This is a genomic window from Nonomuraea sp. PA05 (genome assembly GCF_008086045.1).
Taxonomy (GTDB): Bacteria; Actinomycetota; Actinomycetes; order Streptosporangiales; family Streptosporangiaceae; genus Nonomuraea; species Nonomuraea monospora.
In genome coordinates this window covers 82,136-97,331 of sequence record NZ_VSEY01000040.1, presented here as the reverse complement: position 1 = coordinate 97,331, position 15,196 = coordinate 82,136, and the positions used below count along the sequence as shown (strand labels likewise).

Annotated in this window: 13 protein-coding genes; 10 read left to right on the top strand and 3 right to left on the bottom strand. The window is 73.8% G+C overall.

What is annotated here, in order from left to right:
- The first annotated feature begins 104 nt into the window (after nt 1-104).
- Nucleotides 105-260, top strand: coding sequence for a hypothetical protein (locus FXF51_RS61320; protein WP_187414942.1), 156 nt, complete (start codon nt 105-107; stop codon nt 258-260).
- A gap of 9 nt (nt 261-269) precedes the next feature.
- Here the strand turns inward: FXF51_RS61320 and FXF51_RS45800 are convergent, their stop codons facing one another.
- Nucleotides 270-893 (bottom strand): TetR/AcrR family transcriptional regulator, encoded by a 624-nt coding sequence (locus tag FXF51_RS45800; protein ID WP_148441087.1) that lies wholly within the window; start codon nt 891-893, stop codon nt 270-272.
- A 107-nt stretch (nt 894-1,000) separates the two neighbouring features.
- On the opposite strand from FXF51_RS45800, the gene FXF51_RS45795 reads away from it, so the two are divergent.
- The 5 genes from FXF51_RS45795 to FXF51_RS45775 all read left to right on the top strand — a co-directional run bounded on the left by FXF51_RS45795 (nt 1,001) and on the right by FXF51_RS45775 (nt 9,154).
- Nucleotides 1,001-1,741 carry an SDR family NAD(P)-dependent oxidoreductase gene (locus tag FXF51_RS45795; RefSeq protein WP_148441086.1) on the top strand — a complete coding sequence of 247 codons (741 nt, stop codon included), beginning with the start codon at nt 1,001-1,003 and terminating at the stop codon, nt 1,739-1,741.
- Nucleotides 1,742-1,814: 73 nt separating this feature from the next.
- Entirely contained in the window at nt 1,815-3,482 is a 1,668-nt protein-coding gene (locus FXF51_RS45790; RefSeq protein WP_148441085.1) for a serine/threonine-protein kinase, read from the top strand.
- 187 nt (nt 3,483-3,669) lie between these two features.
- Nucleotides 3,670-4,974, top strand: a complete 1,305-nt coding sequence (locus tag FXF51_RS45785) for an FAD-binding oxidoreductase (protein WP_148441084.1) — start codon at nt 3,670-3,672, stop codon at nt 4,972-4,974.
- A gap of 27 nt (nt 4,975-5,001) precedes the next feature.
- A complete protein-coding gene (locus FXF51_RS45780) occupies nt 5,002-7,887 on the top strand; it encodes a BTAD domain-containing putative transcriptional regulator (protein ID WP_148441083.1) in 2,886 nt (961 codons plus the stop codon).
- A 70-nt stretch (nt 7,888-7,957) separates the two neighbouring features.
- The gene (locus tag FXF51_RS45775; protein ID WP_148441082.1) at nt 7,958-9,154 is read left to right on the top strand and encodes an FAD-dependent monooxygenase; all 1,197 of its coding nucleotides are present in this window, start codon (nt 7,958-7,960) and stop codon (nt 9,152-9,154) included.
- 10 nt (nt 9,155-9,164) lie between these two features.
- On the opposite strand, the gene FXF51_RS45770 is transcribed toward FXF51_RS45775, so the two are convergent.
- Nucleotides 9,165-9,806 (bottom strand): class I SAM-dependent DNA methyltransferase, encoded by a 642-nt coding sequence (locus FXF51_RS45770; protein ID WP_148441081.1) that lies wholly within the window; start codon nt 9,804-9,806, stop codon nt 9,165-9,167.
- Between the two features lie 142 nt (nt 9,807-9,948).
- Between FXF51_RS45770 and FXF51_RS45765 the strand changes: the two genes are divergently transcribed.
- Together FXF51_RS45765 and FXF51_RS45760 are read left to right on the top strand one after the other, a co-directional pair.
- Nucleotides 9,949-10,935 (top strand): patatin family protein, encoded by a 987-nt coding sequence (locus tag FXF51_RS45765; RefSeq protein WP_222871769.1) that lies wholly within the window; start codon nt 9,949-9,951, stop codon nt 10,933-10,935.
- 126 nt (nt 10,936-11,061) lie between these two features.
- Nucleotides 11,062-11,319 (top strand): hypothetical protein, encoded by a 258-nt coding sequence (locus FXF51_RS45760; RefSeq protein WP_148441080.1) that lies wholly within the window; start codon nt 11,062-11,064, stop codon nt 11,317-11,319.
- 96 nt (nt 11,320-11,415) lie between these two features.
- Here FXF51_RS45760 and FXF51_RS45755 read toward each other — a convergent pair whose 3' ends face one another.
- On the bottom strand, nt 11,416-13,302 hold the full coding sequence (locus tag FXF51_RS45755) for an MFS transporter (RefSeq protein ID WP_262380274.1): 1,887 nt from the start codon (nt 13,300-13,302) through the stop codon (nt 11,416-11,418).
- A gap of 250 nt (nt 13,303-13,552) precedes the next feature.
- Here FXF51_RS45755 and rsgA point away from each other — a divergent pair, with 250 nt between their 5' ends.
- Complete coding sequence (gene rsgA / locus FXF51_RS45750) at nt 13,553-14,659, top strand: ribosome small subunit-dependent GTPase A (RefSeq protein ID WP_148441079.1); 1,107 nt, start codon at nt 13,553-13,555, stop codon at nt 14,657-14,659.
- Nucleotides 14,656-15,192 (top strand): GNAT family N-acetyltransferase, encoded by a 537-nt coding sequence (locus FXF51_RS45745; protein ID WP_148441078.1) that lies wholly within the window; start codon nt 14,656-14,658, stop codon nt 15,190-15,192. The genes rsgA and FXF51_RS45745 overlap by 4 nt, the downstream gene beginning before the upstream one ends.
- Nucleotides 15,193-15,196: the final 4 nt, after the last annotated feature.

Genomic DNA, 15,196 nt, shown 5'->3' with positions numbered 1-15,196 from the left:
ACCACAAATCGCCACGATCTCCCTAGGGCGGCATGATGACCGTTATCGTTTGCATACCGGGTCCGGACGTCGGCGGGAGAGAACACTCGCGAAGACGAGCCGCGATGATCGTGCTGGCGGCCCTGTCCGGATGCGGCGGCCAGGATCCCGGCGGGCGGGAAGGCGTGACCCGGCTCGGCGACGTCCGCGCCGAGGGCGGCAAGGTGGTGCTCGAGCTGAAGGAGGGGGTGGCGCTCGCGGCGGACTCCCCGCGTACGTGAGGCCGTCTCTCAAGCCAGGGGCAGGCCGTCCGGCGGCGGGTGCGGCAGCTCGCGCCCGGTGTCGGCGGTGATCCCGTCGATGGCCAGCTCCAGGTAGCGCCGCCACGCCTGCGGTTCGGCGGCGAGCAGCGGCTCGGCCGTGTGCTGGACGCCACTCACCAGCAGCACCACGTCGATGCCGGTGATCCCGGGCCGGACCGCGCCCTGCGCGCGGGCCCGGGCGGTGAGCGCCTCCGCGACGCCGCACAGCCGATGGATCGCCTCACGCACCTCCGCGTGCTGCAAGGACGGCCGCCCCACGGTCTCGCAGAACGCGCGGTCACCGACGAAGGTCTCCACGCAGGTGGTCATGAACCGGCGCAGCGCCGGACCGGCGTCCTCGGCTTCGAGCAACGCGTTCCCGGCCTCGCTCAGCTCGCCGAGGATCCCCAGCATGATCGCCGCGAGCAGGTCGTCCTTGGACGGGAAGTGCCGGAAGACCGTGCCCTTCCCCACCCCGGCCCGCTGCGCGATCTCACCGATGGACACCTCCACGCCGCGCTCGGCGAACATCTCCGCCGCCGTGTCGAGCAGCAGCCGCCGGTTGCGCACCGCGTCCTTGCGCGGCGAGGCGGCGGACGTCGTCCCAGCCATGCGCCTCCTTTCCGCTCACCACCCTAGCGCAAGGTGACCCATCGGTCCGTTTCATCCGTTACAGTAAAAGTGACCGACCGGTCCGCTTAAGGAATTGGAGTGAACACATGAACACCACGCTGCACGGCAAGGTCGCCCTCGTCACCGGAGCGTCCTCGGGCATCGGCGAGGCCACCGCGCTGGCACTCTCCGCGGCCGGGGCGCGCGTCGCGGTCGGCGCGCGGCGCGCCGACAGGCTGAAGGCCCTGGCGGGCCAGGCGCCCGGCGAGACGCTGCCCCTCGACCTCGACGTGACCGACCAGGAGTCGGTACGGGCGGCGGTCGCCGCCACCATTGAGCGGTTCGGCGGCCTGGACATCCTGGTGAACAACGCCGGGGTGATGCTCAGCGGCCCCATCGCGGGCGCGGACACCCGGCAGTGGACGCGCATGGTCGAGACCAACCTGCTCGGCTCGATGTTCACGGTCCACGCGGCCCTGCCGCACCTGCTGGCGCGCAAGGGCGTCGTCGTGCAGGTCTCCTCCACCTCGGGCCGCACCGCGTCGGCCTTCAGCGCCGTCTACGCCGCCACCAAGTTCGGGGTCACGGCCTTCTCCGAGGCGCTGCGGCAGGAGGTCACCGAGCAGGACGTGCGCGTGGTGGTCGTGGAGCCCGGCTTCGTCGCCACCGAGCTGGCCGGCCACATCACCGACCCCGCGATCAGGGCCGCCGCCCAGGAGATGGCCGGCTCCATGCGCACCCTGCGGCCGGAGGACATCGCCGCCGCCGTCCTGTACGCGGTGACGCAGCCGGAGCACGTCGCGGTCAACGAGCTCCTCATCCGCCCGACGGACCAGGCCAGGGCGTGAGCTGGTGATCTTCCTGGCGGCTCACCGACCTGACTATTGTTGATCTCCACACGGCGGAGGGGGATCATCACCGATGGTGCGGGGCGGGGCCGAGTCCCTGGGCAGCGGGTACGTGCTGCTGGACGAGATCGGCGGCGGCGCGATGGGCACGGTCTGGCGGGCACGGCAGCGGGACACCGGGGAGCTTGTGGCGGTCAAGCTGCTGCGTGACGGCCTGGCCGGCGACAGTGACCTCGTCCTGCGGTTCGTGCAGGAACGCAACGTGATGCGCGCCCTGCGCCATCCCCACATCGTCGCCGTCCGCGACTTCGTCATCGAGGGCGACCGCCTCGCCCTGATCATGGACCTGGTGGAGGGCGGCGATCTGCGCGGGCTGCTCCGGCAGCGCGGCACCCTGCCTCCGGCGGAGGCGGCCCGGCTGATGGCCCAGGTCGCCGACGCGCTGGCGGTCGCGCACGCCGTCGGCGTCGTGCACCGGGACGTCAAACCGGGCAACGTCCTGATCGACGCGGCCACCGGGCAGGTGCGGCTGACGGACTTCGGGGTGGCCCGCATCGTGCACGGCCCCGGCCTCACCCAGACCAGCGCGGTCATCGGCACGCCCGCCTACCTGGCTCCTGAGGTGGCCGACGGCGCCGCTCCCAGCGCGGCCGTGGACGTCTACGCCCTCGGCCTCATCCTGTACGAGCTGCTCGCCGGGCGTCCCCCGTTCGTGGGCGACCATCCGATGGCGCTGCTCCGCCAGCACGCCACGGCCGCGCCGCGCAGGCTGCCCGGCATGCCCGGCCCGCTGTGGGCGCTCGTCCAGGCCTGCGTCCTGAAGGACCCGGCCGGGCGTCCCAGCGCTCTGGCGGTGGCGGCGGCGCTGAAGGAGGCGGGGCCGTCGCTGACCGGGCTGCCCGCCCTGCCGCCGGTGCCCAGGGACGAGGCCGTCTCCACGACGTCCGAGCCCCTCCCGGCCGCTCCAGCGCCGCCGCCCGGCCGGACACCGCCGGTTCCTGGAGAGAACACGGTGACGTCGGAAGGGCGCGGCCGGCCCCGTCAGCGCCTGGTGATCGCCGCGTCCGCCGCAGCGGCGCTGGTCCTGGCCGGCGCGGCGGTGGCCGTCGCCGCCCCGTGGCGGGCACCGAAGGCGAGCGCGGCTCCCTCGACTTCCCCGACCGGCGAGGCGGCGAACCCATCGGTCGTGACACCCAGCCCGGAAGTCCCCACGCCGTCGCCGAAGAACCTCAAAAAGCGCAGGGAGCCTGAGGACGAGCCGAAGCAGGAAACCGTCTCGGCCCCCACGACCCCGCCGCCCTCGACGAAACCGCCCACGCGCCGCGTCCGCACGCCGAAGCCCGCACAGACGTCCCCCGAGGTGGAGCCGGAGGAGCAGCCGCCGTCACAACCCCCCGCGCCGGTGTGGAAGTGCCGTTCGTGGCTGGCCGTCGGCAGCGGCGCGGAGATGTCGCCCTGCATGGCCGTCGTCGGCGACACCATCCACCTGAAGGGCCAGATCAGAGGCTCCGCACGCTCCGACGTCCACGTGCAGCTCTACGACACCGACGCCGACGCGAACCTCTCCCAGCCGTTCATCTGCGTCGGCCTCACCCCGCCGGACGGCGGCGTCGCGGCGTGCGGCCCGTTCACTCTGCGGGCCCCGCGCACCGGCGCCAAGGTGGACGTGCGCCAGCGGTGGCGGGCGGCGGGCACCACGACCTGGGGCGGTGGCGCGGAGAGCCCCTGGGCCCGCTGGTGATCCGCGCAGCGTGACAGGACGCGGCAGAGCGCGTCGCGCGGCGCGCGGGTGAGCACGGCGCGGCGGCTACCGGGGCCGGCCAGCTCCAGGTGCAGGTCACTGCCGAGCCGCTCCGCCAGATTGACCCACGAATCTGCCACGAGAATGCACCATATATCGGGTCTTTTCCGGCCGTAGCGTTGGGTGCATGAACACGATGAACGCCTTGCGCACCGTCGTCCGCGGCCCGGTCCTGCTGCCGGGAGACCCCGGCTTCGACGCCGCGCACCGCCCCTGGAACCTGGCCGTCGGACAACCGGTGGCGGCCGTGGTCGAGGCGGCCGACGCCGACGACGTCGCCGCGCTCGTCCGTCACGCCCGGTCGGCCGGGCTGAGCGTCGCCGTCCAGCCGAACGGGCACGGCGCGTCCGGCAGCGCCGCGGGCACGATCCTGCTGCGCACCGGCCGGTTGGACACCTTGGAGATCGACCCGGTGGCCCGCCGTGCCCGGATCGGTGCGGGCGTGGCGTCCGGCCGCCTCCAGGCCGCCGCCGCCCGGTACGGCCTGACGGGGCTGCCGGGCAGCTCCCCCGTCGTCAGCGTGGCGGGCGTGGCGCTCGGCGGGGGGCTGAGCTGGTTCGGCCGCGCGCACGGGTGGGTCGCGGACGCGGTCACCGCCTTGGACGTGGTGGACGCGGAAGGCCGGGCCCGGCGCGTCACCGCGGACTCCGACCCCGACCTGTTCTGGGCGTTGCGCGGCGGAGGCGGGGACTTCGCCGTCGTCACCGCGCTGGAGCTGGCCCTGCACCCGGCGCCGCACCTGTTCGGCGGGCGGGTCCTGTGGGCGGGCTCCCACGCGGAGGAGGTACTGGACGCCTACCGGCGGATCACCGCCGGCGCGCCGGACGAGCTGACGGTCTGGCTGGACCTGCTGCACTTCCCCGGCTCCGCGCCCATGGTCGCCGTGGACGCCACGTACCTCGGCCGGCCGGACGCCGCCCGTGACCTGCTGGCGCCGCTCGACCGCCTGGCCCGGCCGCTGTCCGACACCCGCGGGGTCATGCCGGTGTCCGAGCTCGGCGGCATCACCGCCGAACCCACCGACCCCGGGCCCGGTCTCTCCCGCGCGGAACTGCTCACCGTCCTGGACGACGCGGCGGCCAAGTCGCTGCTCGCCGACCCGATCGCGCCGCTGCTCAGCGTCCAGGTCCGGCACCTGGGCGGCGCGTTCACCCGCCCGTCCGACACGCCGCAGGGGGCGCTGACCGAGCCGTACGCGCTCTACATGTTCGGCATCCCCGCTGACGCGGAGACGGCCGCGGCCGTCGCCGCCCGGCAGCGCGACCTCGCCTCGGCGCTGCCCGTCAGCGGGCGCAAGCCGTACACCTTCCTCGGGCCTGACGAGAGCGCCGCCGACGCCTTCTCCCCCGGCGCCCTGGCCCGGCTCCGCCGGATCAAGCGGCACCACGACCCGCACGGCGTCTTGCGCGCCAACTTCCCCGTCGGACGCTGATCCGGCGCACCGGGGATAATCACCGGCATGCGGTTCGGGATCCTCGGTGACACCAGGGCGTGGCGCGACGACGGGGCCGAGGTGCCGCTGGGCGGGCCCGCCCGCCGGGCCCTCCTGGCGCTGCTGCTGGTGCGGCCGGGGGCGGTCGTGCCCGCCGAACGGCTCGCGGCCGAACTCGGGCCTGCCGGGGTGCCGTCGGCGCATGCGCTGCATTCACAGGTGTCCCGGCTGCGGGCCTGCTTGGGGGCGGAGGCTCCGATCGAGCGGGCCGGCGCCGGGTACCGGCTGCTGGCCGCCGACGAGGACGTGGACGCCTGCCGGTTCGAACGGCTCGCCGCCGAGGGGCGGGCCGCGCTGGGCTCTGGTGAGGTCCGGCGGGCTGTGACGGCGCTGACGGCGGCGCTGGCGTTGTGGCGGGGGGCCGCGCTGGCCGGGCTGCCGGACAGTGAGCGGGCGCGGGCCGCGGCTGTGCGGCTGGAGGAGTCGCGGATCGGCGCGCTGGAGGACCGGATCGAGGCGGAACTGCTCCTCGGCGAGCACCGCGCGGTCGTGCCTGAGCTGCGGGAGCTGGTCGAACGGCATCCGCTGCGGGAACGCCCGGCGGGGCTGCTCATGCGGGCGCTGTCGGCGGGCGGCGAGCGGGCCGAGGCTCTGGTGGTCTTCGAGGAGACCAGGCGGCGGCTGGCCGGGGAACTGGGCGCCGACCCATCGGCCGAACTGGCGGAGCTGCACCTGGAACTGCTGAGCGCCGGCCCGTCACCGGCGCCCACCCCGCCTCCCGCCCAGCTCACCTCGTTCGTGGGCCGCGACGACGAAATGGCGGAGATCACCGAACTCCTGCGGGTGACCCGGCTGGTCACGCTGACCGGGCCGGGCGGCGTCGGCAAGACCCGCCTGTCCGTCGAGCTCGCCGCCACGGCGGACGGCGAGGTGTGCTTCGCGGAGCTGGCGCCCCTGCGTGACGGCACCGGCCTCGCACAGACACTTCTGAACGCGCTCGGCCTCCGCCAGAACGGGCTGCAACTCGCCGACGGCCCCCGGACACCGGTCGAACGCCTCGTCTCAGCGTTGTCGGACCGGCCGCTCCTCCTCGTCCTCGACAACTGCGAGCACCTCGTGGACGACGTCGCCGCCCTGGTGGCCCGCCTGCTGGCGACCGGCCCACGACTGCGTGTCCTGGCCACCAGCCGCGAACCGCTCGGCATCATCGGCGAGAACATCCGGCAGGTCCGCCCGCTGAACGGCGAGGCAGCGGCCCGGCTGTTCACCGACCGGGCCCGCGCCGCCCGGCGCGGCTTCGTGCCCGACCCCACGCTCGTCCGGCGGATCTGCGCGGCCCTCGACGACCTCCCGCTGGCCGTCGAACTGGCGGCGGCCAGACTGCGCACCCTCGACCTCGACGACCTGGCCGGCCGTCTGGACGACCTGCTCGGCGTCGCCGCCCGCGGCAACCGCACCCCCGACCAGCGGCACCGGACGCTGCGGTCGGTGGTGGCCTGGAGCTGGGCGCTGCTGTCGGCCGGGGAGCAACGGGCCGCCCGCCGCTTCACGGTCTTCGCGGGCGGCGCCACGGCCGGTGCGGCGGTGGCGGTGTGCGGCACCGATGAGGAGACGTTGGAGTCGCTGGTGGACAAGTCGCTGCTGGAGGCGGTGGGTGGCGGGCGGCTGCGCATGCTGGAGACGATCCGCGCGTACGGCGCCGAACGACTGAACGCGGCAGGCGAGCGTGAGGCCGCCCGGCGTGCCCATGCCCGGTACTACCTCGACCTGGCGCGGACCGCCGACCCGTGGCTGCGGCGGGCCGAGCAACTCGACTGGCTGCCGGCCCTCGCCGCCGAGCACGACAACCTGATGGCGGCGCTGCGCCGGTCAGTGGCGGCGCGGGACGTTGAGACGGCGCTGCGCCTGATCGGGGCGATCTCGACGTACCTGTGGATCCGCGGCGTGTCAGCCTCGGCGGCGCCGCACGCCATCACGCTGCTCGGCACGATCGGCGACACGCCCCCGCCCGGCCTGGGCGAGGAGTACGCGACGTGCGTGCTCGTCGCCGCCTCCACCACCGCCGGACGCCCGGCCTGGCGGCGGCACCGCGCGGCGGCGGGCGAGGCGCTGGCCGCCGCATGGCCCGGCGATCGGTCCGGCAGGCATCCGGCCGCGCTGCTGCTGTGGATCATGCACAACGCGAGCGAGGCGGAGCCGCACGACGCGTACGAGCTGGTCGCCGCCCAGCGCGACAACCCGGACCCGTGGGCGCGCGCGACCTCCCTGTACGTGACAGGCTTCGGCCACCTCGGCGGCAAGGAGCCAGACCCGGCCGAACACGCCTTCCACCTGGCCGCCGACGGGTACCGCGCGCTCGGCGACCGCTGGGGGACCGCGCTGGCCCTCGACGTCCTGGCGGGCCTGGCGGCCGGGCGCGGCGACCGTGCGCGGGCCGTCGAGCTGACCGACGAGGCCCTCGCGCTCACCGACGAGCTCGGCGCCCTGGAGGACAGCGCCGACCTGCTGGTCAACCGGGGCGATCACCTCGCCGCCGAGGATCCTGAGGCCGCGGGCGCCGACTACGCCAGGGCGGCCGGTCTGGCCCGTCGTGCCGGGAGCCCTGCCGGGCTGTCCGCCGCTCTGCGCGGGCTCGGTGACCTCGCTCTCGCGCGGGGCGAGCTGGGGGAGGCCGAGCGGTTGTACACCGACGCGCTGGAACGCATCGACCCGCACTGGGTCAAGAGCGTCGGCAACCGGGTTCGTACGCTGGCCGGGCTGGGCCGGGTCGCCGAGGCGCGGGGGGATCAGGTCACGGCCCGCGACCGGTACCGGCAGAGCGCCGCGTCCGCGTCCGCGATCGGCGCTTCCGTCCCCGACGCGCTGCGCCTGCTCGGCCTGCCGGAACCGCTCGTGGCGGCAGTCCTCTCGTAGAGGCCGTGGACGCAAGGGCGGTGAGCGCGCGGTGAGGCCGCGGTGAGCGCCCCCCGCCAAGCTCCGTCCCATGACGACCCGCACCATCCTGATCTCCGGCGCCTCCGTGGCCGGCCCCGCCCTCGCCTACTGGCTGCACCGCTACGGCTTCCGCCCCACGATCGTCGAACGCGCCCCCGCCCTCCGCGACGGCGGTTACGCCGTCGACTTCCGCGGCCAGGCGCACCTGACGGTGCTGCGCCGCATGGGCATCCTGTCCGCCGTGGAGCGCGCCCGCACCGGCACCGGCTCGACCTGGTACGTCAACAGCGCGGGCAAGCCCCAGGCCGAACTCCCGGCCGACCTGTTCGCCGGGGACGTCGAGATCCTCCGCGGCGACCTGTCCCGCATCCTCTACGACGCCACCAGGCAAGACACCGAGTACGTGTTCGGCGACTCCATCACCTCACTCGCCGAGGACGCCGACGGCGTGCACGTCACCTTCGAACGCTCCGCGCCCCGCCGCTTCGACCTGGTCATCGGCGCCGACGGGCTGCACTCCAACACCCGCCGCCTGGCGTTCGGCCCCGAGGACCGGTACGTCAGGCACCTCGGCGTCTACTGCGCGATCTTCACCACCGCGAACCATCTCGGCCTCGACCGCACCGGCCACGCCTACCGCACCGGCGGCAAGCTCGTCGCGATGTACAGCGCCCGCGGCAACACCGAGGCCAGGGCCGCCTTCTACTTCGGCTCGCCGCTGCTGGACCTGGATCGCCGCGACGCGGCCCGCCAGCAGGACATCCTCGCCGAGCAGTTCACCGGCAACGGCTGGGAGAGCGACCGGCTGCTGCGCGAGATGCGGCACGCGCCCGACTTCTACTTCGACTCGGTCGGCCAGGTCGCCATGGACTCCTGGACGCGTGGCCGGGTCGCGCTGCTCGGCGACGCCGCGTACTGTCCCTCGTCGCTGTCGGGGATGGGGACGGGGCTGGCGGTGGTGGGCGCGTACGTGCTGGCGGGCGAGCTGGCCGCGGCCGGCGGCGACCACCGCGCCGCCTTCGCCCGCTACGAGGAGGAGATGCGGGAGTACGCGGCGGGCTGCCGGAAGATGGGCGACGGGGTGGCCAAGCTGATGATCCCGCAGAGCCGGTTCGTGGCGGGGTTCCTCAACCGGTACTACCGGCTGCTGCCGTACCTGCCGGGCAAGAACCTGGCGGCGAACATGGCGCGCAGGACCGCCGAGAACATCACGCTGCGCGACTATCGGCAGCTCACCGGCAGGTGACGCGGCCCGGTCAGGTCTTCCGCGCGAAGAGGACGGCGCCGGGGGCGCGCTCGTCGAGGCCGAGCAGCCACTGCGCCTCCACCGTGAACCCGGCCTCGCCCAGCCACGCCGCCACCTGTTCGGGCCGGCGACGGTGGACGTGCACCCGCATGGGGTGGCCGCCGTACCCCTGCGTCTTCAGGACGGACTCGTCGCCGGTGTGGAAGCCGACCAGCAGCGGCCCGCCCGGCCGCAGCACCCTGTGGAAGTGGCCGAGGACGGCGGGGATCGCGTCGTCGGGGACGTGGATCAGCGACCAGAACGCCAGCAGGGCGGCGGCGGAGGCGTCCGGGAGGTCGAGGTCGGTCATCGAGCCCACCTGGAAGCGCAGGTGGGGGTGGTCGCGGCGGGCCACGTCGATCATCGCGGGGGACAGGTCGACGCCGAAGGCGTCCAGGCCCAGGTCGTGCAGGTGGGCCGTGACGTGGCCCGGCCCGCATCCCACGTCCGCGACCGGTCCTTCGCCGGTGGCGCGGACCAGGTCGGCGAACAGGGTCAGGGCCGCCCGGAGGTAGGGGCGTGCGCCCAGCGCTTCGCGTAGCTGGTCGGCGTAGCTGACGGCGACTGTGTCGTAGGAGGTCCGGGTGTCCTCCAGCCAGGTGTCCGCGTTCATGGGCCGACACCCTAGTGCCGATGCGAGCCTCGCGGCAGGTCACGTGGTCGCTCCCGGGTGCGCCGCACCCCCGCGCGAGCGCGGACCGGCCGCGGCGTAATCTGTCGTGGTCCCGTTGATCCCATGCCTTGAGGAGACCGTTGTGGAGGACGTCACGAGCCGGCACCGGATACTGGCCGTGCTCGCGCGCCGGGCCGCCGGGGCGAGCCGTCCGGGAGACAGGAACGACGGCCACCGGGTGGCGCTGGCCATCGAGGGCGGCGGGATGCGCGGCACCGTGTCGGCGGGCATGGCGCTGGCGATCCAGCAGCTCGGCCTGCTGCCGCTGTTCGACGCCGTCTACGGCGCCTCGGCCGGGGCGATCTCGGGTGCGTGGCTGCTGAGCACCCGCCCTGAGGGGCTGCGGGGCTGGACGGATCCGGTGTTCGCCAGGGCGTTGATCCGCCGCGGCAACGTGTTGCGCGCCCGTCCCGTGGTGGACGTGCGGGGCCTGATCGAGACGGTCTACGTCCGTGAGTTCCCGCTGGACTTCGCCTCGGTGCTGGCCGCCCCGATCGAGTTCCACCCGCTGGCCACCGACGTGCTGACGGGCGAGTCGGTGGATCTGCACGCGGCGCTGACCGACGAGCGCGCCCTCCGGCTCGCGCTGCGGGCGAGCGCCGCGTTGCCGCTGCTGGCCGGCCCGCCGGTGGCGATCGGCGACCGGTTGCTGTACGACGCGGGTGTGGCCGAGTCGATCCCGTTCCGGCAGGCGCTGCGGGACGGCGCCACACATGTGCTCGTGCTGCGTTCCCGCCGATCGATCGACAGGGCTGCCGTGCGTACGTCGCCGTCGCTGGGGGCGCGTCTCCTCACGGGCGTCGGCCTGCGCCGTCACACCCCGGCGTTGCGGACGGCGTTCCTGTCGCGGGACGCCCGGCTGGCGGCCGACGACCGGCTCCTGGCCGAGCACGACCTGGACGGGCCGTCGCTGAGCGGCGGTCCGGCGGTCCTGTCGATCCGGCCGCCGGACGCCTCGCCGGCGATCAGCCGCCTGGAGAGCGACGCGGCGCTGCTGCACACCGCCTTCGAGGTGGGTCACGCCGCCGCGGCGGCGGTGCTGAAGAACGTTCCCGCCCGTCGCGACTGAAGAAATTCTTCAGCGACATGCTCTGCCATGAGCGCGAATAATTGTCGCCGAGCCGGTAATTCTACATAGAGCGGAATTTACGACCTTCCTATGGTGAGTAGCAATCTCACGAGAAAGGAAGGAATCATGCGGAAGCTTCTCGCAGGCGGCGTACTGGCCGCCTCGTTGGCCCTTAGCGGTCTCGCCACCGCGGCTCCTGCCCAGGCCAGCGTGGCCACCGACACCACGACGGCCAGCGCGTCCGTCAAGTGCCCGAGCGGCTACTACTGGCACAAGCACTGGTACAAGAAGTACTACAAGCCGGGCCACTGGTGGAAGGGGCACTACCACAAGAAGGGCCACTACCACTACTCCTACAAGTGGCACTGCCACAAGAAGAAGTGATCAATGAAAAGGCCCGCCGGCATTCCCGTCGGCGGGCCTTTTCGCGTTCATGAAAAACCAGGGATCGTGGGAGGCGGGCGGCCGGGCCGGGCCGCCTCACGGCGTGCGGTCGTCGGCCAGGTGCTGGACCCAGGTGGACAGGCCCTGCATGAGGACGTCGAGCTCCTTGCGCAGGGCCTCGTTCTCCTCGCGCAGCTCAATGTTCTCCTCGCGCAGTGCGGTGTTGTCGGCGCGCAGCTCGGCGTTCTCCATGTGGAGCGCGGCGAGCTGGGGGTCGGGGAGCTGGGCGCGGGGGATGGTGGTCTCGGCTTCCGGCGCGGGGGCCGCGGGGTGCGGGTGCTGGTCCGCCGCGCGGCTGTCCCAGGCGGGGGTGGACGGGCGGAACGCGTCCCGCCACGGGCCCAGCTCCTCGTGCCCGATCCGGACGGGAGCGGGCGGCCAGACCTGCGTCACAGGCGGCTCATCGACCGGCACAGGCATGGCGAGCGGCTCCGGGGCGGGCCCAGCCGCAGGCACGGAGACGGGCCTTGTCGCAGGCACAGGAGCGGGCTCAGGGGCGGACTCAGGGGCGGGCTCTGTCGCGGGCTCGGGGGCGCGCCTCGGCTTGGGCAGGGTGAGTGTCACCAGCGCCGCCACCACGGCGACCCCGCACCCCACCAGCAACGCCGTCCGGAACCCCCACTCCGACGGCAACGCCCGCCCGCCCAGCGTCACCGTCATCTGCGACAGAACGACACCCACCACGGCCGCCGACACAGACGTCCCGATGGACCGCATCAAGGTGTTGAAGCTGTTGGCCGACGCGGTCTCGCTCCGCGGCACGGCCCCCATGATGAGCGCGGGCATGGCCCCGTACGCCAGCCCGACCCCGATGCTCCCGACGCTGCTGGCGACCATGAGCCCCCAGGCCCACCCCATCAGCCCGACCGCGGCCCCGTACCCCAGAGCGATGATCAGCGCGCCGGCGAACAGGCTCGTCCTGGGCCCGCGGGCGGCCGACAGGCGGGCGCCCAGGGAGGAGACGGCCATCATCATCAGCCCCGACGGCGCCAGCCACAGCCCCGCCGCGAGCATCGACTGGCCGAGGCCGTAGCCGGTCGCCTCGGGCAGCTGGAGGAGCTGGATGACGACGAGCGACTGCGCGTACATGGCGAAGCCGACGAGGACGGAGGCGACGTTGGTGAGCAGGACCTGGGGGCGGGCGGTGGTGCGCAGGTCCACCAGCGGGTCGCGGGCGCGCAGCTCCCACAGGCCCCACAGCAGCGCCACCACGACGGCCGCGCCGAGCAGCCCGAGCGTGGTGCCGCTCCCCCAGCCCCAGCCGGCTCCCTTGGAGACGCCCAGCAGCAGGCAGACGAGGGCGATGCCGAGGCCGATGGCGCCGACGACGTCGAGGCGGCCGTGGCCGCGGGCGGGGGTGGCCGGGACGAGCAGCCAGATGAGCACGGCGACCAGGACGCTCAGCGCGCCGGAGCCCCAGAAGAGCATCCGCCAGTCGGCGTACTCGGCGACGGCGGCGGAGATCGGCAGGCCGAGTGCGCCGCCGATGCCCATGGACGAGCTCATCAGCGCGATGGCGGAGCCGACGCGTTGCGGGGGCAGGAGGTCGCGCAGCGCGCTGACGCCGAGGGGGATCATGCCGACGCCCAGCCCCTGGAGGCCGCGGCCGACGATCATCGGGAGCAGCGATCCGGCCAGGGCGCACACCACCGATCCGGCGATCAGCGGCACCGAGCAGGCGAGCATCATGCGGCGCTTGCCGTACAGGTCGCCGAGCTTGCCGACCACCGGGGTGGCGACGGCGCCGACCAGCAGGGTCACGGTGATCACCCAGGAGGTGTCGGCGGCACTGGCGTCGAGCAGCCGGGGCAGCTCGCCGACCAGCGGCACCACCAGGGTCTGCATGAGGGAGCCGACGATGCCGGCGACGGCGAGCACGCTGACGATGCCGCCGCCAGAACGCGAGGTAGGCGCGGAGTGCACGTTATGTCCCCTTATTGCCCGTTAAGTCCGTTTGGACTATACAAGCGTGTGCACAGTGCACATCTCCGGGGTGCCGATGGCGTGCTAAGCTGCCGCTCGTTCGGTGTTGGATCTCGGATGAGAGGGAGGTGAGGTTTGATGACCGCGGTGAAGACCGCTGCCGTGCGCAGCGCCCGGACATTCCTCACGTCCCTGGCCCCGGTCTGACCCTTCGCGTCTCGTCGGGGCCCTTCCCGCAAGGTGTCTCACGTTGTCCGACCATTTCACGCGTCCTTCCGATGCCGGGTTGTCCCGGTACGGCTGGACGGAATCACTCGACCACGCCTTCGCCGAACATCGCGACGCCGGGCTCGTGCCCGCCCGGATCGCCCGGGTCGATCGCGGCCTGTGCGACGCGATCACCGGGTCAGGCCCGGTGCGGGCCGCGCTCGCGGTGCCGCACACGTCCGACCCGATCCTGATGCCCTGCACGGGCGACTGGGCGGCGCTGCGCCCAGGCCGCGAGCCGCGGCTGGTGACACTGCTGCCCCGGCACAGCACGATCGTGCGCTCGTCGGCGTCGCGCACCTCCCACGGGCAGGTGCTCGCCGCCAACGTCGACACCGTCGTCATCGCCGTCTCCCTGGCCGCTCCGCTCGACCCGGCCCGGCTGGAGCGGCTGCTGGCCATCGCCTGGGACAGCGGCGCCCAGCCGCTCATCGTCCTGACCAAGGCCGACCTTGCCACCGACGCCGCCACCGACGCCGCCACCGACGCCGACGCCGTGCACGCGGAGGCGAGCGAGCTGGCGCCGGGCGTGGACGTCCTGGTCACCAGCGTCACCACCGGCCAGAACGTCGACGTCCTGACGGCGCTGCTGAGCGGCACCACCGTCCTGCTCGGGTCCTCGGGCGCGGGCAAGTCCAGCCTCGGCAACGCGCTGCTCGGGGACGAGCGGCTGGCCACCGGCGAGGTACGCGCCCAGGACGGCAAGGGCCGCCACACCACCGTCCGGCGTGAGCTGGTGCCCCTGCCCGGCGGGGGCGTGCTCATCGACACGCCCGGATTGCGCGGCATCAGCCTGTACGACGCCGCCGACGGCCTGGAGCAGGTCTTCGCCGAGATCGAGGACCTGGCGGAGCAGTGCCGGTTCGGCGACTGCGCGCACGGCACCGAGCCGGGCTGCGCCGTCCAGGCCGCCATCCAGGCGGGTGAGCTGGCCGAACGCCGTCTCGCCAGCTACCGCAAGCTGCTGCGCGAGAACGCGTGGGCGGCGGCGCGCACGGACGCGCGGGTGCGCGGCGAGCGCACCGAACACCAGAAGGCCATCACGCGCCACCTGCGCGCGACCTACCGATTCAGGGACAGGCAATCATGACGACGACCAACACCGGCACCGGCACCGGCTCCTGGATCACCCGTCCCGAGACGCCGGCCGACCTCGCCGCCATCCGCGAGGTCAACCTGGCGGCCTTCCCCACCGCACTGGAGGCCGACCTGGTCGAGGCGCTGCGCGCCGACCCGGCGGCGTGGCTGCCCGGAATGTCATGGGTGGCGCAGCGGCCCGGCGGCCCGGTCGCCGGGTTCGCGCTGTTCACGCGGTGCCACGTGGACGGGGCTCCGGCTCTCGCGCTGGGGCCGTGCGCCGTTCTGCCCGAGGCGCAGCGGCACGGGGCGGGCTCCGCGGCCATCCGCGCCGGGCTGGAGGCGGCCAGGCGGCAGGGCGAGAACCTCGTCCTGGTGCTGGGGCACGCCACCTACTATCCGCGCTTCGGGTTCGTGCCGGCCTCGCGTCACGGGATCCGGGCGCCGTTCGAGGTCGAGGACCCGTACATGATGGCCCTCGTCTTCGACGGCGCGCGGCCGGTGCCGTCGGGGACCATCCGCTACCCGGCGGCGTTCGGCGTCTGACCCG

What these genes read in the sequence shown, in the direction of transcription:
- FXF51_RS45780 (WP_148441083.1), top strand. Translation starts at nt 5,002, where the DNA reads ATGCGGTTCGGGATCCTCGGTGACACCAGGGCGTGGCGCGACGACGGG.
- FXF51_RS45800 (WP_148441087.1), bottom strand. Translation starts at nt 893, where the DNA reads ATGGCTGGGACGACGTCCGCCGCCTCGCCGCGCAAGGACGCGGTGCGC.
- FXF51_RS45790 (WP_148441085.1), top strand. Translation starts at nt 1,815, where the DNA reads ATGGTGCGGGGCGGGGCCGAGTCCCTGGGCAGCGGGTACGTGCTGCTG.
- FXF51_RS45785 (WP_148441084.1), top strand. Translation starts at nt 3,670, where the DNA reads ATGAACACGATGAACGCCTTGCGCACCGTCGTCCGCGGCCCGGTCCTG.
- FXF51_RS61320 (WP_187414942.1), top strand. Translation starts at nt 105, where the DNA reads ATGATCGTGCTGGCGGCCCTGTCCGGATGCGGCGGCCAGGATCCCGGC.
- FXF51_RS45745 (WP_148441078.1), top strand. Translation starts at nt 14,656, where the DNA reads ATGACGACGACCAACACCGGCACCGGCACCGGCTCCTGGATCACCCGT.
- FXF51_RS45770 (WP_148441081.1), bottom strand. Translation starts at nt 9,806, where the DNA reads ATGAACGCGGACACCTGGCTGGAGGACACCCGGACCTCCTACGACACA.
- FXF51_RS45795 (WP_148441086.1), top strand. Translation starts at nt 1,001, where the DNA reads ATGAACACCACGCTGCACGGCAAGGTCGCCCTCGTCACCGGAGCGTCC.
- FXF51_RS45760 (WP_148441080.1), top strand. Translation starts at nt 11,062, where the DNA reads ATGCGGAAGCTTCTCGCAGGCGGCGTACTGGCCGCCTCGTTGGCCCTT.
- FXF51_RS45775 (WP_148441082.1), top strand. Translation starts at nt 7,958, where the DNA reads ATGACGACCCGCACCATCCTGATCTCCGGCGCCTCCGTGGCCGGCCCC.